The organism is Rhizobium phaseoli (assembly GCF_010668805.1).
GTDB classification, from domain to species: Bacteria; Pseudomonadota; Alphaproteobacteria; order Rhizobiales; family Rhizobiaceae; genus Rhizobium; species Rhizobium phaseoli_A.
On record NZ_WUFT01000035.1, the window covers coordinates 12,712 to 34,251 of the forward strand.

Consider the following 21,540-nt stretch of genomic DNA (forward strand, 5'->3'; position numbering starts at 1 on the left):
CCGGAGGAGCGCACCATGGAAAAACTCGCCACGGATCGCTATCCGTTAGCGTTCCGATTGTATCCCTACGCAAAGTCTTCAGACCAGACGGCTCCGGTGCCTGTCCGCCACACTGTGGTGGTCGCCGGCGGCGGACCTGTCGGTCTCGCAACGGCGCTGGACCTTGGCAGGCGGGGCATTCCAGTTCTCGTCCTGGACGATCAGGAAGGAGCCGGTCTCGGCAGCCGTGCCATCTGCTTTGCCAAGCGCACGCTGGAAATATGTGACCGCCTCGGGGCCGGGGAGGCCATGCTAGCCAAGGGCGTCCAGTGGAATGTCGGCAAGGTGTTCCATGACGATCGCCAGCTCTATGAATTCAATCTGTTGCCGGAGAGCGGACACGCTTTCCCGGCCTTTATCAATCTCCAGCAGCCCTTATTTGAAAAGTTCCTGCACGAAGCCATCGTGAGGGCGCAGGAGGAAGGGGCGCCGATCGAGATCCGCGGGCGGAACCGCGTCGATGCCATCAAGCGCCACGGCAACTTTGTAACGATTGATGTCACCACACCGGACGGGCCGTACCAGATAGAGGCGGACTGGCTTGTCGCTTGCGACGGCGCGCGATCGCCGATCCGTTCGATGCTGGATCTCGGCTTCGAGGGCCGGGTTTTCGAGGACAACTTCCTGATCGCCGATGTGAAGATGAAGGCGGATTTCCCGACGGAGCGGTGGTTCTGGTTCGAGCCGCATTTCAAGTCGGGTGACAGCGCTCTTCTGCACAAGCAGCCGGACGACATCTGGCGGATCGATTTCCAGCTTGGGTGGAATATCGACCGGCAGACGGAATTGCAGCCGGAAAACATCCGTGCGCGCGTCAGTGCCATGCTGGGACCGGATGTCGACTACGAACTCGAATGGTGCTCGATCTATACCTTCCAATGCCGCCGCATGGACAGGTTCCGCCACGGGCCGGTTCTTTTCGCGGGAGACTCCGCCCATCAGGTCTCGCCGTTTGGCGCACGAGGCGCCAATTCCGGCATTCAGGACGCAGACAATCTTGGCTGGAAACTAGCGCTGCTCGTTAAGGGCCTGGCCGGCGACGCGCTGCTAGACACCTACGATCAGGAACGCGTTCATGGTGCCGACGAGAACATCGTCAATTCAACCCGCGCGACGGATTTTATCACGCCGAAGTCTGCAATCTCCAAGCTCTTCCGCAATGCGGTTCTCTCCCTCGCCGAGGCAGCACCCTTTGCGCGGACCATCGTGAATTCCGGCCGCTTGTCGCTTCCATGTACCTATGACGGTTCGCGGCTCAACGGGCCGGATGCGACCGGTCTTCCCGCCCGTACACGCCCTGGCAGCCCGTGCCCGGATGCGCCAGTCGATAACGGCTGGCTGCTTGCGCGGGTCGGTGGAGATTTTACGCTGCTAGCGGTCGATGCCGAAGTGCCCGCAACGTTTTCAGCACATGGCATCGCGCTCAAGATATTGTCCTATACTGCCGCTGAAAACGATGCATTGTGCGCGCGCTATCTCGGCAGCGCAGGCAGAGCCGTTTACCTGATCCGTCCCGATCAACATGTGTGCGCCCGCTTCGACACGTTCGACCCCCGGGCAGTCGCCGCAGCGCTCGCTCGCGCCCTTGCAAAGGACTGAAGAGATGATCGAGATCCAAGCGAACCTCTCCCGGCCGGACGAGTCCTATGCTATGCTGATCAAGGCGCATGATGGACTTTCCCAAGAGGAAAGCCATGCGATGAATGCCCGTCTGATCCTGATCCTCATGAACCAGGTCGGCGATCATGAGACAATCCGCGAGGCGCTCGACCTGGCGCGAAGAGGCATCGGGACGGCTTAAGCGCCTGTGCAGGGCATGTGGTCTTGCTGGCCCGCTCATGACGCCTAGCCAGTGTCGTCTGCAGGCGTTGCTGCTGTTCGGCCCGAACATGGACGAAAATCTGTAAAGTTGAGGGGGAAGGCATCCATAACTGGTTGCCCCATGCTAGGAAGAGTGCCGATGAGCGAGAGTGCGCAGCCGCATTTCACACCCGATGTCCACGCCAGAACAGAAGCGGAAATGACCCGTTTTCGAGACTGGTGTTCCAGCCGGTACGCAACGAGCTTGCCGGATCACGAGCGATTTCATGCTTGGTCCGTTCGCGACAGGGGGGCGTTCTGGTCAGCGGTGTGGGATTATTGCGGCGTCACAGGAGAGAAAGGGGATCTGCCGCTGCTTGACGCAGGGCATATTCTTGAAGATCGGTTTTTCCCACGGGCAAGGCTTAACTTCGCAGAAAACCTTTTGATGAAACGCGGTGCGGAGAATGCGCTGATCTTCCGAGGCGAGGACAAAGCTGAAAGCCGTTGGAGCTGGGACCATCTGCGTTCGACGGTATCGCGTCTGCAGCAGGCATTTCGCGCGCTCGGTCTCGGGGAGGGCGACCGGATCGCCGCCATGCTTCCAAACGTGCCGGAGGCGGTTGCTTGCATGTTGGCAGCGGCATCCATTGGGGCCATCTGGTCGTCCTGCTCGCCTGATTTCGGTGAACAGGGCGTGATCGACCGCTTCGGGCAGATCGAGCCGAAGCTTTTCCTCGCCTGCGATAGCTACTGGTATAACGGCAAACGGATCGACGTGGGCAACAAGGTCAGAGCCTTGCAGGCCAGGCTTGCCGTCCCCTTTGTCATAGTCGATTATTGTGGTGGCGCCGCCGACCTTGCCTCGACCCTGATTGATGGGAAAACGTTCGATGACCTCATGGCGGCATACCCGGTTCGTGAGCTTGCGTTTGAACGGCTGCCGTTCTCCCATCCGCTGATGATCCTGTTCTCGTCGGGGACGACAGGCATTCCAAAGTGCATCGTCCATTCGGCCGGCGGCACCTTGCTCCAGCATTTGAAGGAGCATCGCTTCCATTGTGGCCTGCACGAGGGCGAGCGGCTATTTTACTATACGACCTGTGGCTGGATGATGTGGAACTGGCTCGTTTCCGGTCTCGCCAGTGGTGCTACGCTCTGCCTCTATGATGGCTCACCCTTCGCGCCCGACTGCACGGTTTTGTGGGATTATGCCCAGGAGGAGACCATCTCGATCTTCGGCACCTCGGCGAAATATCTCGACGCCCTGGCCAAGGCCGGCGCGAAGCCCGCCGAAACACACGGTCTCGCCGGGTTGAGGTCTGTGCTGTCCACCGGCTCGCCCCTCTCACCGGAGACTTTTGACTACGTTTACCGCGACATCAAGGCAACTGTGCACCTGGCCTCCATGTCGGGTGGCACAGATATCGTCTCATGTTTTGTCCTGGGCAATCCGGTTAGGTCTGTTTGGTCAGGAGAAATCCAGGGGCCCGGGCTTGGAATGGCTGTCGATGTCTTCGACGATCATGGCCATCCGCTGGCGCAGGGTAAGGGCGAATTGGTGTGCGCGTCAGCGTTCCCCTCCATGCCCATCGGCTTCTGGAACGATCCGGACGGCACGCGCTTTCGTTCCACTTATTTTGAGCGGTTCGAAAACCGTTGGTGTCATGGCGATTTTGCCGAATGGACAGCGCACGGGGGTATAGTCATCCATGGCCGGTCCGATGCAACGCTTAATCCGGGCGGCGTGCGCATCGGCACGGCAGAAATCTACAATCAGCTCGAACGCATCTCCGAGATTGAAGGAGCTGTGTGTATCGGGCAAGAGTGGGACAACGATGTCCGCGTTGTGTTGTTTGTCAAGCTGCGGGACGGTGTTGTGCTCGATGAGGCCTTGAAACAGCGGATCAGGCTGCAGATCAGGGCCGGCGCATCGCCGCGTCACGTGCCTGCCAAGGTCCTTTCCGTCGCCGAAATTCCCATGACCAAGACGGGCAAGGTGGTTGAGATTGCCGTGCGGGATGTGGTGCACGGGCGAGCGGTCAAGAACATGGAAGCCCTGGCCAATCCGCAGGCTCTCGAGCTGTTTGCGCGATTGCCCGAATTGTCGATCTGAGTTTGTAACCATCCGTACTGCGGTGCATGGCCGGGGTCAGCGTAAAGCTGGCCCCGGTCTTGTCATGCCCTGTGTCAGTTGCCGGCAGCCTTCAGACCTGCCTGGAGCGCTTCCAGGATGCGGGCGACGTCTTGGCTGGTGATGATCAGTGTCGGCGACAGGATGATATTGTTGCCGGAGGTGCGGACCATCACGCCGGCCTCATATGCGCCCTTATAGACCTTCGCAACGGTATCCTTTCCGACGGGAGTTTTGTCCTCGCGGTTGGATACAAGTTCCATCGCACACATCAGGCCCATGCCTCGTACATCTCCAACCAGCGGATAGCGTTCCTTGAGCGCTTCGAGCCCATCGAACAGTTCCACCCCGCGGGCCGCGGCATTGGAGGGTAGATCCTTTTTGATCGTTTCAGCGAGACAGGCGATAGCGGCGGCTGCACCAACGGGATGGCCTGAATAGGTGTATCCATGACCGATGCTTCCCATGGCAGTTCGATCGGCTTCAAACACGTCCGCGACCCGGCTTCCGATCATCACCGCGCCGAAGGGGAAGTAGCCATTTGTGATCGCCTTTGCCGTGCACATCAGATCCGGCTTGACTCCCCACAGGCGGCTTCCCGACCAGGCGCCCGTGCGGCCAAAGGCGGTAATGACCTCGTCGGCGATCAGCAGAATGCCGTGCTTGTCGCACAGTGACCGCAAAGACGGCATAAGGCCTTCATGCGGCACGATCACACCGCCGGCGCCCAGCACGGGCTCCATGATGAGCGCGGCGATAGTATCTGCCCCATGGAAGGCGATCTCGTCGGCAAACTGCTGAACGATGCACTCAGCAATGACTTTTGGATCATCGGTATTGAACGGGTTGCGGTACGCGTAAGGTGCGGCGAGGTGAATCGTTCCCGGTAGAAGCGGCTCGTAGGCCCTGCGGAAGTTCTGGTTGCCATTGACGCTGGCGCCGCCGAAATGGGTACCGTGGTAGCCTTTTTTGAGGGAAACGAACTTGGTGCGTTCAGCCTGGCCGTTCAGTTTGTGGAACTGGCGAGCGAGCCGCAGCGCGGTTTCGACGCTATCGGAGCCACCGGAGGTGAAGAAGCTTCGGACCATGCCGTCAGGGGCGAAGAATTCTGCGAGTGCCACGGATAGTTCGATCAGAGGGCCGTTGGTCGTGCCGCGAAACGCCGAATAGTAGGGTAGTTCATTGAGCTGGGCTGTGATCGCCTGTTTTACCGGATCACAGGAATAGCCGAGATTGACGTTCCAGAGGCCACCGACGCCATCAAGAAGTCGCTTCCCATCTATATCGATGATCTCAGTGCCTTCGCCGCCGCTGATGATGACGGGGGGATTCGCCCGCATCTCCGCCGGGTGGGCCATCGGATGCCAGACATGGCGGGCATTGTGTTCTGTAAGGAAATTGCTGTCAGCCATCGTGTTCTACTCCTTTGACGAGATTGGGTTCAGGCGGAAAGATGCGTAAGCGCTCGGTCGTAACTGGAAGCCGGCCGGGTGACATCGAAATGCACGCAGGTCATGCCGACGGCTTCACCGCCGCGAATATTCTTCAACTGATCGTCGACGAAGACGCAGTCGGCCGCCGCAATTGAAAGGCCGCTGGTGATGAAGGCGAAGGCGCGAGGATCGGGTTTCAGGATTTCGGTATATGTTGCATCGACGATGAGATCGAAATCTGCAAGGAAGGGAAGTTTTGTCCGGAATTCCTTGCCGTAGAATAGATCAAGTTCATTGGACAGAATCGCCAGACGGTGGCCTGCACGCTTTGCGGCGTCGATGGCCTGGAGCGCTTCGGGACGGATGACTTGTGATGGATCGTTGCCGCGAACGGCGCTCAGGAAGGGCGGCAGGGTCTGCCAATCCTTGCCCACCAGGCGGCCGGTTTCGCGCGCACGGGTCGTCCAGTAGTCCCGTTCGGTGATCAAACCAGCCTGCATGTCGTTCCAAAGTGCGTCTGTCGCGGTATCGAAGGGACCTCGCCATCTCAGACTTCCCCGATTAAGGCCAAGTGCCTTTTCACTCAGGTCGTGTGTTTCGAAGAGCGTCTTCGAAATCACACCGCCGAAATCTAGTACCAACGCCCGTTGCGCCATTTATGGGTTCTCCCTGGTGTTGCTGAGAAAGGTCGTCCTTGGTTCACCGCCGTCGCCCGCGTCGCCGTCACGTGGCAAAGCGGCCTTCGCGAGATCATTTACCGGGTGTTTGAGCCCAGACGGGGTGAAATAACTTAAACGAATCATGGCCTTGCCGATGGCTTTCACGGGCGTCTCCTCGCGTTCCCTGGCAATTTCGTTCATTTTTTTTGCGCCTCACCGTTTAACTACTTGACAGAAACCAATCACAAATGCAACATTTTTGAAACGGCGGAGATAATAATGAACCAACCGTCGGCAAGCTGGGAGTTTGCATTTTAATAGCGTGATGATGGCCGCTTGGCCGTCGTTTGACGTGCGGCTTTTGCCGCTGACGAGTGGCGCGTGGCGACGTATGGCGTCGCTACCCACGGAAACGGAAACCGTCGGATAGATGTCCGCAACCAATGGGGCAGGTACGCGATGCAGAATGAGATCAACGCCAAGCGAAAAGCGACGATCGGTGCGCAGGGTCTGCTTATCGACGGCAAAATGTGCCCTGCACAGTCTGGCGAGACGCTCGATGTGTTTTCGCCCCTTGACGGCACCCGGTTGACCACAATCGCAGACGCCGGTCGTGACGATGTCGAACTGGCCTGCGCTTCTGGACGTACGGCCTTTGGTTCCGGCGCCTGGTCCCGCGCCGCGCCGTCGCTGCGTAAGAAAGTGCTACTCAAGTTGGCCGAACTCATCGAACGCGACGCGCTCGAACTGGCCGTTCTTGGGGTGCGCGACAATGGCACCGAGATCGCAATGGCCCTCAAGGCGGAACCGATGAGCGCCGCCTCAACCTTCCGTTACTATGCTGAGTTGATCGACAAAGTGTATGGCGAAATCGCCCCAACCCAGAGTGACGTGCTGGCACTGGTGCACAGGCAGCCCATCGGGGTGGTCGCCGCTATCGTTCCCTGGAATTTTCCGCTGATGATCGGGGCCTGGAAGATTGCGCCTGCGCTTGCGGCCGGCAACAGCGTGGTCTTGAAACCGGCGGAAACAGCATCGCTTACCTTGCTGCGCGTCGCAGAACTTGCACTTGAGGCGGGCGTGCCACCCGGTGTCTTCAATGTCGTGACGGGCAAGGGTCCTGTTACCGGCAAAGCCCTTGCCCTTTCGATGGATGTCGATGTGATGGCCTTCACCGGTTCCGGTGGGGTAGGGCGGAAGCTGCTCGAATATGCTGCCCGTTCCAACTTGAAACGAACGTACCTCGAACTCGGCGGCAAGAGTCCAAATATTGTCTTTGCCGACGCACCCGACCTCGACAAGGCCGCGAAGGTGGCGGCTTACGGCATCTTCCGTAATTCCGGGCAGGTGTGCATAGCCGGATCTCGCCTGCTGGTCGAAGCCTCCATCGCCGAGGAATTCGCAGCAAAGGTGGTGAAAACTGCTGAAGGCATGAAAGTCGGGGACCCTCTCGATCTCTCAACCGAGGCTGGCGCCATCAACTCGGAGGCTCAGTTGCTCCGCAGCCTCGGCTTTGCCGAACGCGCAAAATCGGAGGGTGCAGAACTTCTTACTGGGGGCGCGCGCATCCTTGAGGAAACGGGTGGGTGGTTCATGGCGCCCACGGTTCTGTCAAACGTTCACGCCGATATGGAAGTTGCCCGGCACGAAGTCTTTGGCCCGGTTCTCGCTGTGATCCCGTTTACGGACGAAGCAGAGGCCATCCGCATCGCCAATAGGACCGAGTTCGGTCTCGCGTCCGCAGTCTGGACCGCCAATCTCTCGCGTGCCCATCGCATGGTTCATGCGCTTCGGGCTGGCGTCGTACATGTCAACACATATGGCGGCTCGGATCTGACGGTGCCGCTCGGCGGTGTGAAGCAGTCAGGAAACGGCCATGACAAGTCTCCGCACGCGCTCGACAAGTTTCTCGACCTCAAGACCGCATGGATTCAGCTGTGACCACACCCAATTCCCTTCCGCAAACCGCGCCAGCCGTTATCATCGGCGGTGGCATTATCGGGGTCTCGACCCTTTATCATCTGGCGAAAAAGGGCGTTGAAGGCGCTGTCCTCCTGGAGCGCAAGCAACTTGCCTCCGGAACGACATGGCACGCAGCCGGTATCGTCGGCCAGTTGCGTGAAAGCTCGGCCCAGACCGAGCTATCGAAATATACGGCGCGTCTCTTCACGGAACTTGAAATTGAGACCGGGCAGGCGACCGGCTACAAGCAGAACGGCACCCTGCATCTGGCGCTGTCTGATATTCGTGCGGAGCAGTTGCGGCGCAACCATGATCACGCCGCGCGGATGAAGATCGACAGTCGGCTTCTTACGGGTGAGGAGATCAATGATCTCTGGCCGCTGGTCGATACGTCCGATGTACATTGCGGTTTCCTTGTTCCATCGAATGGGCAGGTGAACCCGCTAGATGTGACGCAGGCCCTGGCAAAGGGAGCCAAGGCGCGCGGCTGCAAGATTTTCGAGAACACGAAGGCAATCCGTATTTTGACGCGCGACGGCAAGGTCGTGGGTGTCGATACCGACCAAGGCGTCATCGCGACTGAAAAGGTTCTGCTTGCCGCAGGCATGTGGTCATTGCGCTTTGCCGCCGAGCACGGTGTCACGGTACCGCTTCACGCGGCCGAACACTTCTACATCCTCACCGAAGCCATCCCCGATCTGCCACGCACGCTGCCTGGTCTTGTCGTCCTGGAAGAGCGACTTTACACGAAGGAAGATGCTGGCAAGCTTCTGATTGGCGGCTTCGAGGCACGCGGCAAAGCCTGGGGGCGCGACGGCATTCCGGAGAGTTTCGAGTTCGACGAACTTCCCTTCGACATGGAGCACGTGGAGCCGGTCCTGGAGAAGTTCTTCACCCGTTTCCCCGCGCTTGAAACCATGGGTATCCAGACTTTTTTCAACGGTCCGGAAAGTTTCACGCCAGATGGCAGGCCATACATCGGGCCCGCCCCGGAGATGCCCGGCCTCTTCATTGCTGCAGGCATGAATTCAAACGGCATCCTAAACTCCGGCGGCGTTGGGCTGACGATGGCAAATTGGATGACAGAAGGTCAGCCGGCTCGTGGAGTGGCCTCGATGCTTGCGGCGCGGGCCCATCCTTTTCAAAAAAACAAGGCCTACAACGCCGAGCGCGTCACCGAAGCCATCGGCCTACACTGGGGTCTGCACTGGCCCGGTCGGCAGATCGAAACGGCGCGTGGCGTTCGGCGAGTGCCGTTGCACGATCGCCTGTTGTCTGCCGGAGCCTTGATGGCTGAGCGCATCGGTTGGGAAGTGCCGATGTACTTCGATGCAGCCAATCCGGTCTGGCCGGAGCGCGCCAGCCTCGGATGGCAAGACTGGTCCGTGCGCGTAAAGGAGGAGTGCATCGCAGCCCGTGATCAGGCGGTATTGATCGACCAGTCCATGTACGGAAAGCTCCTCGTCCAGGGGCCCGGGGCGGTGGCGGCGCTCAATCACGTCAGCGGCGCAGAGCTGGACGTAGCGGTCGGCACCTCCGTCTACACGCAGTTCTTGAACGAGAAAGGCGGGATCGAGGCGGACGTTACGATCACACGGATTTCGTCCGAACAGTTCATGGTCGTGACCGGTCATCCGAGCCAGATCCGCGATCAGGCACATATCCGTGCACATGCCGACCCGGCATGGCGCTTCGAGATCTTCGATGCCACTTCGGCCTATGGTCTGCTGACGATCCACGGTCCGCAATCCCGGGCAATCCTGCAGACGTTGTCTGAGGACAATCTGTCGAATGAAGCCTTCCCGTTCGGCGCGGCGAGGGAGATTGACCTGGCCTTCGCACGTGTATGGGCTATCAGGCGTTCGTTCCTGGGTGAGCTCGGTTACGAACTGCTGGTCTCGAGCGAGTTTACGGCGCATCTATATGACGAGATCATGCGTGTTGGCTCCGCTCACGGCCTGCGCCATGCTGGTATGTTTGCCCTTGGGGCCTGCCGCCTCGAAAAGGCTTTCCGGCACCTTGGTCACGACATCGGCGAGGAAGATACGCCGTACGAAACTGGGCTGGGCTTCGCCGTAAAACTCTCGAAGGCTAACTTCGTAGGACGTGAGACGCTAGCCCGACAGAAGGCTACGTATGGTACCGCTACGCCCCACCGCACCGTTTCGATGATGGTCGAAGGGGCGTCCGCCGAGACCGGTCCGTATCTCATTCACAACGAACCAGTCTTCAAGAATGATGCGCTTGTCGGTCATGTCACGTCCGGCGGCTGGGGTTGGAGAGTAAATGCTATGGTTGGCCTTGCTTCCCTTCATAACGAGGGCGGTGTCACCAAAGACTGGCTCGAGGAAGCTGGCTTCCACGTGCAAATCGCCGGCAGGCTCTACCCGATCCGAGTCCAACTCGGGGCCTTTTACGATCCCGCCGGAGCCATCATGCGCGGTTGAATCAGGATAAATAAAATAAGGGGAACTGAAGATGAGCCAACAAAAAAATATCCTCGTGATCGGGACGTACGATACGAAGGACCAAGAGCTCAATTATGTCGCCGACTGTATCCGGAAGCTTGGCGGAAATGTCATCTCGATGGACGTCAGCGTGCTGGGTGATCCGTCTCGTTCAACGGACATCTCGAAACATGAGGTCGCCGCCGCCGTTGGCAAGACAATCGACGATGCCATCAACGCCGACGACGAGAATTTCGCCATGCAGATCATGGCGGCCGGTGCATCCAAATTGTGCGCAAAGCTCAACGCCGACAATCGCATCGACGGCATGATCGCGCTTGGTGGAACAATGGGAACCGATCTCGCGCTCGATTGCGCGCGCGCGCTTCCGATCGGTGTACCAAAATATGTCGTCTCAACCATCGCATTCTCGCCTCTTATCGCTCCAGACCGGCTCTCCGCCGATATCCAGATGATCCTTTGGGCCGGTGGTCTCTACGGCCTCAATGATATCTGCAAGGCAACGCTCAGCCAAGCTGCCGGCGCTGTTTATGGCGCGGCGCTTGCGGTAGAGCCGCCGGATCCGGACCGCCCGGTCATCGGTATGGTGAGCTTCGGCTCGTCAGCGCTTCAATATATGATCCACCTGCGCCAGCCGCTCATCGATCGAGGATTCTCGGTTGCCGTCTTTCACGGGACAGGCATGGGAGGAATGGCGCTCGAAAGCCTCGCGGAGCAGGGCTATTTCGCTGCTGTTCTGGAACTCGCTGTCGCAGAAATTGGTAATCTGATGGTGGGTTCGGTTGTAAACGCCGGCAGCAACCGCATGATGGCGGCCGCCCGGCGCGGGACACCGATCATCGCGGCCCCTGCATTCGGCGACATGATCGATTTTGCCACCTGGCAGCCGGTGCCGGAGCGCTTCCGGGATCGCCCCTATCACGCTCACAACCGTCTTTTGGCCTCTGCCTCATTGACCGGCGAGGAGAGACGCGAACTGGCACGCGAAGTGGCATGCCGACTCAAGCAATCGAAGGGCCCGGTTCATTTCGTACTTCCCACCCAGGGCATTCATGCCTGGGATGTTGAAGGCATGCCTGCGCACGATCCGGAAGCGCTCGCCGAAATGGTCGATGAGTATAAGAAGGTCATGGTTGACCCAATCGAACTGTCCGTCCTCGATTGCCACATCAATGACCTCGCCTTCTCTCACAAGGTTCTCGATATCATCGATCGGTGGATTGCCGACGGCACCATCAAGACCACGCGGTGACGCTATGATGGATCCGCGTTACGCTTCACTATTCGAACCGCTGAAGATCGGCCCGGTCACGGCGCCGAACCGCTTCGTCTCCATGCCGCATGCCATCGGCCACAGCTATCTGATGCCGAACGGAGCAATCGGCATTCGTGAAACCCGCGCCGAAGGTGGTTGGGGCATCGTCGCGATGCAGCTCAGCGAGATCGATCCTACCTCGGATCTCGCCGGCCTGCCCTACGAGCGGCTTTGGGACGACGGCGATGTCGCCGCCCATGCGCGCTCTGTTAACCGCATTCACGCGCATGGCGCGCTCGCCTCGATCGAGTTGGCGCATACCGGCATCCGTTCCCGCGGGATAACAACGGGCTACCCGGCGATGGGTCCCTCTGTCGTACCCATCCTGAAACCCGACATGCCGTTCATGGCAAAGGCCATGGATAGCGAAGATATCCGCAATCTCCGGCAAATGTACCGTGCGGCGACGCGGCGCGCAAAGGCAGCGGGCTACGACATCGTCTATGTTTATGCGTCGCACGAAGCGTCGATCTTGTGGCACTTTCTGTCGCCCGCCTACAACTTCCGGACGGACGAGTATGGCGGGAGCTTTGAAAATCGGCTGCGGCTTTTCCGGGAGGTTCTGGAAGAAACCAAGGAGGAGGCCGGCGGCGACATGGCCGTCGCGGTGCGTTTCGCGGTTCATGAACTCTCCGGACCGAAGCGGATCCTGAACAGCGGGGAGGGAAGGGCCGTCGTAGAGGCACTGGCCGATCTCCCTGATTTGTGGGACGTGAATGTCTCATCCTGGAGCCGCGACAGCGGAACGGCGCGCTACGATGCCGAAGGCTTCCAGGAAGAGTTCACCAGTTTCGTCAAGCAGGTAACCGGCAAGCCGGTGCTGGGCGTCGGGCGCTTCACCTCGCCCGACGCCATGGTCAGCCAGATCCGGCGCGGCGTGCTCGATCTCATCGGCGCAGCCCGTCCGTCGATTGCCGATCCCTTCCTTCCGGCGAAAATCCGCGATGGGCGGATTGAGGACATCCGCGAATGCATCGGCTGCAACATGTGCGTCGCGGTCGAGACAATCGGTGTGGAACTGCGCTGCACGCAGAACCCGACAATTTCCGAGGAATGGCGCCGTGGTTGGCACCCTGAGAATATTCCCGCGACCGCCAACGCAAGGAACATGTTGATCGTCGGTTCCGGCCCTGCCGGTCTTGAGGCGGGCCTCGTGCTTGCCAAGGCCGGGCACGAGGTGACGGTGGCCGAACGTTCCGAAGAAATGGGCGGCCGCTCGGCCCGCGAGTCCAGGATAAAGGGTCTTGCCTCCTGGGGGCGGGTCAAGGACTATCGGCTCTACCAGCTTCAGCAGATGCCGAACGTCAATCTCTACCCGGGCAGCGAACTCGATGCCGACGGCATCGCAGAATTCGGGGCCGACCATGTCCTCCTAGCAACCGGCGCGCCGTGGCGCAGCGATGGAGCCGGGCGAACGCGGCTCACCCCTATACCGGGGTTTGCCGGTGCGGCCCTCACGCCGGACGATATCATGGACGGGGCAGACGTCGCCCGCTCTGTCGTCATCTACGACGATGATCATTACTACATGGCCAACGCCCTGGCGGCAGACCTCGCGGCAAAGGGACACGCCGTGCACTTGGTAACTCCCATGCCTTCGCTTTCGGCCTGGATGGGTCATACGCTCGAGCAACCCCGCATGCTGGCCGAGATGAAAGCCGCCGGTGTGCGTATGTATCCGAACAGCGTCGCAACCAGCTGGAGCGGGGAAGGACTTGCCGTCAGCCGAGGCGACACGGGCGAGGCGCTGCCAACGATTGCCGCCGCGACGCTGGTCGCCGTGGGAACGCGCTTGCCCGACACGCGCCTTGGCGAAGCGCTCACCGCGCGGGGCTTGTCTTATCGCACAATCGGCGATGCGGAGTGTCCGGGCGTCATCCAGGGCGCGGTCTACTCTGGCCATCGTCATGCACGCGAGCTTCTCGGGACTGAACCCAAGGATCGGATTTTCAGGCGCGAGCGCCCAACACTTTTTCTTTGAGATCGAAGGGATCAACAATCATGACAGCAAAACGGACGCCGCTTTATCACGCCTTCAAGGCGCGCAATGCAGAGATGGCCGAGAAAGCCCATTTCCTGACCGCGAATGTATTTACGGATGCGAAGTCCGAACATGAAGCCGTGCGAAATGCCGCCGGCCTGTTCGAGATTTTCGGACAGTTTCTTCTCGAAGTCGCAGGCGCCGAGGCGGAGACTTTCCTGAATGAGACCTTCGTCGCGGACATGACGAAGGTGGCTCCGGGCCGGGGAGTCTATGGCGGCATCCTCAACGAAGCCGGCGGCTTTATCGACGATGTCATCACCTATCGACCGGCTCAGGACCTGTTCTGGGTGGTGCCGGCGCCGCATCGTGTCGATAGGGTAGAAGCATACCTCAAGGAACGCGGAAAGTCATATGGTGTCCATGTTGTCTCGCTCGGCTATCGCTATGTGTCGCTTTCCCTTCAGGGACCGCAGTCGCGGGCCTGCCTGGAACGTGTGACCAACCAAGACGTCTCCACCGAAGGACTTCCCGGCTTCGGTGTTGTGAAGGCGACGGTTGCCGGTATCGACGACGTTATCCTGACCCGAACTGGTTTCACGGGCGAACTTGGCTATGAACTCTGGGTGCCGACCGAGCACATTGAAAGCTTCTATGACACCCTGCTGGGGTCCGGGAAATCGCTCGGTCTGGTACCTTGCGGAGCCGGGTCGATGGGATCGCTTCGCATCGAGAAACGTTACCCGATCTGGGGTCGGGATATCGGTGAGGACACGACGCCTGTTGAAGCGGGGCTGGGTTGGACGGTTAAGCCGAAGGATGCGTCCTATCCCGGCAAAGCGGTTGTCGAACGACAGAAGCAGGACGGAGTGGAGCGTATGCTTGTCCTGCTGGAATTGCCAGTCGGTTCCGCTCTTCCAGCCATTGGAACGGTGGTGAAGCTTGCCGGTGAGGCCATCGGAAAAGTCACCTCGGCCGCCCATGGGCACACCGTCGGGCACGGACTTGCATTGGCCTACGTCCAGATCGCCGGCGCCAGCGACGGACAAAGTCTCACACTGGAAGATGGGACGAGTGTTACGGTTCGCAGGACCGCTGTCTACGACCCAAAATCCATCCGCTCGCGTGCTTAAGCAGGAGGATCGTGCATGAAAATTCTTGTAACCGTGAAGCGGGTTGTTGACTACAACGTCAAGATCCGCGTCAAGCCGGATGGAACAGGCGTCGAGCTTGCCAACGTCAAGATGTCGATGAATCCCTTCGACGAGATTTCGGTGGAAGAGGCGCTTCGGCTGAAGGAAGCTGGCAAGGTAGAGGAAGTGGTCGTAGTTTCAATCGGTCCTGCCAAGGCCGAAGAGACGCTGCGCACGGCGCTTGCGATGGGCGCCGACCGGGCGATCCTGGTCGAGACGGACGATGCGGTCGAGCCGCTTGCGGTTGCCAAGATCCTCAAAGGCGTTGTCGATGCCGAACAGCCGGGCCTCGTCATCGTCGGCAAGCAGGCGATCGACGACGATTCGAACCAGACCGGCCAAATGCTGGCGGCGCTGATGCGCTCTGCGCAGGCGACCTTTGCCTCGAAGATCGAACTCGGTGACGGGAAGGCAACCGTGACCCGCGAAGTCGATGGCGGCCTGCAGACGATCGAGATCAAGCTTCCCGCCGTGATCACCTCGGACCTGCGCCTCAACGAGCCGCGCTACGCCTCACTGCCCAACATCATGAAGGCGAAGAAGAAGCCGCTCAACAAGAAGAGCCCGGCCGACTTCGGCGTTTCCACAGCTCCGCGCCTCAAGGTGCTGAAGACCGAAGAGCCGTCGGGCCGCAAGGCCGGCGTCAAGGTCAAGTCGGTTGCCGAACTGGTCGACAAGCTGAAAAACGAAGCCGGCGTGCTTTAAGCCAGACAAAGGAGATTATCACCATGGCCATTCTTCTTCTGGCTGACCACGACAATGCCAGCCTTTCCGACCATACCGCCAAGGCTCTGACCGCTGCCACTCAGATCGGCGGCGATGTCCACATTCTGGTCTCCGGCAAAGGCGCAAAGGCTGCCGCCGAGGCCGCTGCCAAGCTTGTCGGCGTTTCGAAGGTGGTGCTTGCCGAAAGCGACGAGCTTGCCAACAATCTGGCCGAGCCGCTGGCCGACCTGATCGTCTCGCTGGCCGGCTCCTACGACACCATCCTTTCAGCCGCCACCTCGGTCGGGAAGAACGTCCTGCCGCGCGTCGCAGCTCTGCTCAATGTCGCCCAGATCTCCGAGATCACCGACGTTGTTTCCAGCGATACCTTCAAGCGCCCGATCTATGCCGGTAACGCCATCCAGACGGTTCAGTCGAGCGATGCGAAGAAGGTGATTACTGTCCGCACCGCCTCGTTTTCCCCGGCCTTCCATGGCCCAACTGCTGCCGTCGAGACGGTCTCGACGGCAGCCTTTTCCTCAGTGCTGTCAGCCTTCGTCTCGAACTCCTTGTCGTCGTCGGACAGGCCGGAGTTGACATCCGCGAAGATTGTCGTCGCCGGCGGGCGTGCAATCGGCTCGTACGAGAAGTTCAAGGAGGTCATTCTTCCCGTAGCCGACAAGCTGAGTGCGGCTGTCGGCGCAAGCCGCGCTGCCGTCGATGCGGGTTACGCTCCGAACGATTGGCAGGTTGGTCAGACGGGTAAGGTCGTCGCGCCCGATCTCTACGTCGCCTGCGGTATTTCAGGTGCGATCCAGCATCTCGCCGGCATGAAGGACTCCAAGGTGATCGTCGCGATCAATAATGACGAGGAAGCTCCGATCTTCCAGATTGCTGACTATGGACTTGCCGCCGATCTCTTCGAGGCACTACCGGAACTCGAGCAGGCCCTCTAATCAACATAACAGCCAATGGACCTGAAAATGAACACGTACATCCTTAACGTATCATGCGTATCGACCCGCGGCATCGTGGCCGCTATCACCGGGTTACTGGCCGATAGAGGCTGCAACATCGTTGACTCCTCGCAGTTCGACGATCTCGACACCGGTATGTTCTTTATGCGACTTACCTTCACCAGCGAACAGGGCGTAGGTATCCAGGAGATCATAGAGGGCTTCGAGCCCGTCCAAAAGAAGTTTGGCATGATTAGTGACTTCCACAGCGGCGACACGAAAATGAAGGTGTTGCTGATGGTGTCACGCTTCGGCCATTGCCTGAACGACCTGCTCTATCGCTGGAAGATCGGCGCGCTGCCGATCGATATCGTCGGCGTCGTCTCCAACCATTTCGAATATCAGAAGGTGGTGGTCAACCACGATATCCCCTTCCACCATATTCCGGTGACCAAGGCCAACAAGCCGCAGGCCGAGGCGCGGATCATGGATGTGGTCGAGCAGACCGGCACGGAGTTGATCGTGCTCGCGCGCTACATGCAGATCCTGTCGGACCAGATGTGCCAGAAAATGTCGGGCCGGATTATCAATATCCACCATTCCTTCCTGCCGTCCTTCAAGGGCGCCAACCCTTACAAGCAGGCCTATGAGCGCGGGGTGAAGCTGATCGGGGCGACGGCGCATTACGTCACCGCTGATCTCGACGAGGGTCCGATCATTGAGCAGGATATTGCCCGGATCACTCATGCGCAAAGCGCCGAGGACTATGTCTCGATCGGTCGCGATGTCGAAAGCCAGGTTCTGGCCCGCGCTATCCACGCCCATATTCATCACCGGACCTTCATCAACGGCAACAGGACAATCGTATTTCCGGCCAGCCCGGGCTCCTACGTCTCCGAGCGGATGGGGTGAGTTATGACGATTCTTGATGGGAAGCGAGTCGCCAGCGACGTGATCGATAGTGTTAAATTGGCGACGGCGAGGCTTGGCGAGATGGCGAACATAGCGCCTGGCCTCGCTGTGGTGATCGTCGGCAATGATCCCGCAAGCCACGCTTATGTGTCGTCGAAGAGCAAGATGGCCAAGGAATGCGGCTTCACCTCGGTGCAGCACACGCTGCCCGAGGAGACAACGCAGGAAGAACTCGCCGCACTCGTCCAGACACTCAACGTCGACGAGACGCTTCACGGCATACTTGTCCAGCTGCCGTTGCCCAAGCACCTGAATTCCGAGCCGATCATCCAGTCGATCCTGCCCGGAAAGGACGTCGACGGTTTGCACGTGGTCAACGCGGGCAAGCTGGCGACCGGCGATCTCGATGGCGGCCTCGTCTCCTGCACCCCCGCCGGCGCGATGATCTTCGTCAAGCGGACGCATGGTGAGGATCTCTCCGGCCTCAATGCTGTGGTCATCGGACGTTCCAACCTATTCGGCAAGCCGATGGCGCAGCTTCTGCTGAATGCCAATGCGACAGTCACCATTGCCCATTCGCGCACGAAGAACCTCGCCGAAGTCTGCCGCAACGCGGATATTCTGGTCGCCGCCGTCGGTCGGCCCGAGATGGTCAAGGCCGATTGGGTCAAGCTCGGTGCCACCGTCATCGACGTCGGCATCAACCGCATCGCGGCACCCGAGCGCGGCGAGGGCAAGACCCGCCTCGTCGGTGACGTCGCTTTCGATGAAGCCGCCAAGGTTGCCGGTGTCATCACCCCGGTTCCTGGCGGCGTTGGCCCAATGACCATAGCAATGCTGATGGCCAACACGGTTATCGCCGCTTACCGCAAGGCAAACTGCCCACCGCCGAAGTTCTGAACCGAGCTGAAAATGAGCGAGCACATGGAATCCACCGAACGCGAAAGCATGGAATTCGACGTGGTGATCGTCGGCGCAGGCCCGGCCGGTCTTTCGGCGGCGATCCGGCTGAAGCAGGTCAATCCGGAGCTTTCCGTCGTCGTTCTGGAAAAGGGTGCCGAGGTCGGCGCGCATATCCTGTCGGGCGCCGTCGTCGATCCGATCGGCATCGACCGGCTGCTGCCGGGCTGGCGCGAGGAGGAGGGGCATCCCTTCAAGACCGAGGTCAAGGACGACCAGTTCCTGCTGCTCGGTCCCGCAGGCTCCATCCGCCTGCCGAATTTCGCCATGCCGCCTTTGATGAACAATCACGGCAATTACATCGTTTCGCTCGGTCTGGTCTGTCGATGGCTGGCCGAGAAGGCCGAAGCGCTGGGTGTCGAGATCTATCCGGGTTTTGCCGCAACCGAAGTGCTCTACAATGATCATGGCGCCGTCATCGGTGTCGCCACCGGCGACATGGGCGTCGAGAAGAACGGCGAGCCCGGCCTGAACTTTGCCCGCGGCATGGAGCTTCTTGGCAAATACACGCTGATCGGCGAGGGCGTGCGTGGCTCCCTTGCCAAGCAGCTGATTGCCAAGTTCGATCTCTCGAAGGATCGCGAACCGCAAAAGTTCGGCATCGGCATCAAGGAACTCTGGCAGGTGAAGCCAGAGAACCACAAGCAAGGTCTCGTCCAGCATTCGTTCGGTTGGCCGCTCGGCATAAAGACCGGGGGCGGTTCGTTCCTCTATCACCTTGAGGATAACCTGGTCGCCGTCGGCTTCGTCATCCACCTCAACTACAAGAACCCCTATCTCTATCCGTTCGAGGAATTCCAGCGCTTCAAGACGCATCCCTCGATCCGCGGCACCTTCGAGGGTGGCAAGCGGCTGACCTATGGCGCCCGCGCGATCACCGAGGGCGGCTACCAGTCGGTGCCGAAGCTGACCTTCCCCGGCGGCGCGCTGATTGGCTGTTCCGCCGGTTTCGTCAACGTGCCGCGCATCAAGGGCAGCCATAATGCGGTGCTGTCGGGCATGCTCGCCGCCGAAAAGCTCGCCGATGCCATCGCCGCGGGCCGGGGCAATGACGAGGTGATCGAGATCGAGAACGGCTGGCGCGACAGCGCCATCGGCCAGGACCTGAAGCGGGTGCGCAACGTCAAACCGCTGTGGTCGAAGCTCGGCACGGCAGCCGGCGTCGCGCTCGGCGGTCTCGACATGTGGACCAATACGCTGTTCGGCTTCTCGTTCTTCGGCACGCTGAAACACGGCAAGACCGATGCGCAATCGCTGGAGCCGGCGTCCATGCACAAGCCGATCGCCTATCCGAAGCCCGACGGCGTGCTGACCTTCGACCGTCTCTCCTCGGTGTTCCTGTCGAACACCAATCACGAGGAAAACGAACCGGTGCACCTGAAGGTCAAGGACATGGCCCTGCAGAAGCGCTCCGAACACGACGTCTTCGCCGGTCCCTCGACGCGCTACTGTCCGGCCGGTGTCTACGAATGGGTGGAAAAGGACGGCCAGGACGTCTTCGTCATCAATGCTCAGAACTGCGTCCACTGCAAGACCTGCGACATCAAGGACCCCAACCAAAACATCACCTGGGTGCCGCCGCAGGGCGGCGAGGGGCCGGTGTATCCGAATATGTAGCCTATAAGTAAGGAAGGGTATGCGAATTACGCCGCGCTTCGCCAGGAACCCATTCGGGACGTCGAGAACGCTCGGTTAGCGAATTAATACGCTTGTTTCGAGCAGCTTCAGGGTAGTTTACTGCTGTATCTGAGCCCCTTTCGGAAACTCCTTTCTCGCCCGAACTACTATTGGATTTGGCTCAGAACCCAAGGATCGAGTCACCTCGATTGAGGCTTGGAGTACCTCCCCTACAATGAGCTGCTGCTTTTCCTCTGACATTCTTGATGCAACCGAAGCTACTGCCAAAGCCCCAAGCGAATAACCGCTGCTATCGAAGATCGGTGCTGCGATTCCGATCACTTCAGTCTCAAAGCTCCTCTCGGCAATTGCAAAACCACGTTCGCGGATCAGCGAGAGCCTTTCTTTGAGTTGCTGAGGCCTCCGCAACGTGAGTTCCGTATGGCCTGCGAATTCTTGGGAAGACATAACTATATCGATGACGTTCGGTGGAGCGAAAGCGAGATACGCGAGCCCGGATGCGGTAGCATGGAAGGGTAGTAGCTGCGAAGGGTCAACGAAGACACGCGTGGAGCGTTGGGGTTCGGCGATGGCGATCGTCATAAGGGCATTGTCTGCGGCTAGAGCAGCGTGTGCGGTCTCGGATGTGTCCAGTGCCAAGCGGTCTACGATTGGTTGAAGTACGGAAACGATCGGAAAGCACGCTTCTCGAATCCTCGCGAAGCGCAAAACACTCGTTCCGAGGCGATACCTCTTGGTGCTGGCATCCTGCTCCACAAAGCCATGCTTTGTGAGCGAAACTAGAATTCGCAGGGTCGTGGCCTTGTCGAGTTCCGCCCTGCGCGCAAGATCGCTGAGCCCAAACTCGGGCGTCGAGATCGTAAAAAAGCTTAATAGGCTGAAAGCTTTGTCAACTGTACGCATTGCGATGGGGGCTTTTTTGGGGGCCGGTTGCGACAACGGGATTCCTTTAGCCTAAGAGGGCATTTAACGAATTTAAACCGAAGGCGATAATGATGAACCTTACAGGTTCAGTCAACTCTCACATCACCGCCCCAGCCTTCATATCAGCCTTCGCGAAAGATACCGGAATAATCGGCGGTGCGCCAAGGATCATCAGAATTGACAATCAAGGTCTAGCCGTTCAATATATATCCATCGGTGACAATAATGGACCGTACTCAATGAAGCCCCGTGAGAGCAGCGCATCTCCCGCTATCTACCTTCGATCCTCACTTCAGTTCCATAAATGTGGTTATGCAATATAGTATAACATAACGGTACATTCTATCTCGAACTGCAACAAAGGCGCTAAGCTGCCTGCTTTTCGGGAGCCGTGGTTTGATCCGTACCTTTTCGCATTTGAGTTTTGACGAACGCCGATCGATTTCCAGGATGTTGGATCA

At 59.4% G+C, this 21,540-nt stretch carries 17 protein-coding genes; 13 read left to right on the forward strand and 4 right to left on the reverse strand.

Features of this window, described 5'->3' with window-relative positions:
* Positions 1-15: 15 nt before the first annotated feature.
* The 3 genes from GR197_RS30250 (at position 16) to GR197_RS30260 (ending at position 3,955) form a co-directional block, all read left to right on the forward strand.
* Positions 16-1,638 carry an FAD-dependent oxidoreductase gene (locus GR197_RS30250; RefSeq protein WP_018480564.1) on the forward strand — a complete coding sequence of 541 codons (1,623 nt, stop codon included), beginning with the start codon at positions 16-18 and terminating at the stop codon, positions 1,636-1,638.
* Between the two features lie 4 nt (positions 1,639-1,642).
* Positions 1,643-1,840 (forward strand): DUF2783 domain-containing protein, encoded by a 198-nt coding sequence (locus tag GR197_RS30255; RefSeq protein WP_018480565.1) that lies wholly within the window; start codon positions 1,643-1,645, stop codon positions 1,838-1,840.
* A gap of 159 nt (positions 1,841-1,999) precedes the next feature.
* Complete coding sequence (locus tag GR197_RS30260) at positions 2,000-3,955, forward strand: acetoacetate--CoA ligase (protein WP_018480566.1); 1,956 nt, start codon at positions 2,000-2,002, stop codon at positions 3,953-3,955.
* 74 nt (positions 3,956-4,029) lie between these two features.
* Here GR197_RS30260 and GR197_RS30265 read toward each other — a convergent pair whose 3' ends face one another.
* The 3 genes from GR197_RS30265 to GR197_RS30275 are packed head-to-tail and all read right to left on the reverse strand — an operon-like array spanning position 4,030 to position 6,266.
* On the reverse strand, positions 4,030-5,385 hold the full coding sequence (locus GR197_RS30265; RefSeq protein WP_018480567.1) for an aminotransferase class III-fold pyridoxal phosphate-dependent enzyme: 1,356 nt from the start codon (positions 5,383-5,385) through the stop codon (positions 4,030-4,032).
* A gap of 29 nt (positions 5,386-5,414) precedes the next feature.
* Positions 5,415-6,062, reverse strand: a complete 648-nt coding sequence (locus GR197_RS30270; RefSeq protein ID WP_018480568.1) for an HAD-IA family hydrolase — start codon at positions 6,060-6,062, stop codon at positions 5,415-5,417.
* Positions 6,063-6,266, reverse strand: a complete 204-nt coding sequence (locus GR197_RS30275) for a hypothetical protein (protein ID WP_018480569.1) — start codon at positions 6,264-6,266, stop codon at positions 6,063-6,065.
* A 258-nt stretch (positions 6,267-6,524) separates the two neighbouring features.
* On the opposite strand from GR197_RS30275, the gene GR197_RS30280 reads away from it, so the two are divergent.
* From GR197_RS30280 to GR197_RS30325, 10 genes are read left to right on the forward strand one after another with little or no spacing between them, the layout of a single operon-like run.
* Entirely contained in the window at positions 6,525-8,006 is a 1,482-nt protein-coding gene (locus GR197_RS30280; protein ID WP_018480570.1) for an aldehyde dehydrogenase, read from the forward strand.
* Positions 8,003-10,474, forward strand: a complete 2,472-nt coding sequence (locus GR197_RS30285; RefSeq protein ID WP_032982155.1) for an FAD-dependent oxidoreductase — start codon at positions 8,003-8,005, stop codon at positions 10,472-10,474. Before GR197_RS30280 ends, GR197_RS30285 begins: the two co-directional genes overlap by 4 nt.
* A 31-nt stretch (positions 10,475-10,505) precedes the next feature.
* Positions 10,506-11,747, forward strand: coding sequence for a Tm-1-like ATP-binding domain-containing protein (locus tag GR197_RS30290; protein ID WP_018480572.1), 1,242 nt, complete (start codon positions 10,506-10,508; stop codon positions 11,745-11,747).
* Between the two features lie 4 nt (positions 11,748-11,751).
* Positions 11,752-13,791: an FAD-dependent oxidoreductase gene (locus tag GR197_RS30295; protein ID WP_018480573.1), complete on the forward strand. Its 2,040-nt coding sequence runs from the start codon at positions 11,752-11,754 to the stop codon at positions 13,789-13,791.
* A gap of 20 nt (positions 13,792-13,811) precedes the next feature.
* Entirely contained in the window at positions 13,812-14,924 is a 1,113-nt protein-coding gene (locus GR197_RS30300) for an aminomethyltransferase family protein (protein ID WP_131711143.1), read from the forward strand.
* A 15-nt stretch (positions 14,925-14,939) separates the two neighbouring features.
* Positions 14,940-15,689, forward strand: a complete 750-nt coding sequence (locus tag GR197_RS30305) for an electron transfer flavoprotein subunit beta/FixA family protein (RefSeq protein ID WP_018480575.1) — start codon at positions 14,940-14,942, stop codon at positions 15,687-15,689.
* A gap of 23 nt (positions 15,690-15,712) precedes the next feature.
* Positions 15,713-16,645, forward strand: coding sequence for an electron transfer flavoprotein subunit alpha/FixB family protein (locus GR197_RS30310; RefSeq protein ID WP_018480576.1), 933 nt, complete (start codon positions 15,713-15,715; stop codon positions 16,643-16,645).
* A 27-nt stretch (positions 16,646-16,672) separates the two neighbouring features.
* Positions 16,673-17,557 carry a formyltetrahydrofolate deformylase gene (gene purU, locus GR197_RS30315; RefSeq protein ID WP_026236622.1) on the forward strand — a complete coding sequence of 295 codons (885 nt, stop codon included), beginning with the start codon at positions 16,673-16,675 and terminating at the stop codon, positions 17,555-17,557.
* Between the two features lie 3 nt (positions 17,558-17,560).
* Positions 17,561-18,457, forward strand: coding sequence for a bifunctional methylenetetrahydrofolate dehydrogenase/methenyltetrahydrofolate cyclohydrolase FolD (folD, locus tag GR197_RS30320; protein ID WP_018480578.1), 897 nt, complete (start codon positions 17,561-17,563; stop codon positions 18,455-18,457).
* Positions 18,458-18,469: 12 nt separating this feature from the next.
* A complete protein-coding gene (locus GR197_RS30325) occupies positions 18,470-20,134 on the forward strand; it encodes an electron transfer flavoprotein-ubiquinone oxidoreductase (RefSeq protein WP_018480579.1) in 1,665 nt (554 codons plus the stop codon).
* Between the two features lie 117 nt (positions 20,135-20,251).
* Here GR197_RS30325 and GR197_RS30330 read toward each other — a convergent pair whose 3' ends face one another.
* Positions 20,252-21,094 carry an IclR family transcriptional regulator gene (locus GR197_RS30330; protein ID WP_130663799.1) on the reverse strand — a complete coding sequence of 281 codons (843 nt, stop codon included), beginning with the start codon at positions 21,092-21,094 and terminating at the stop codon, positions 20,252-20,254.
* Positions 21,095-21,540: the final 446 nt, after the last annotated feature.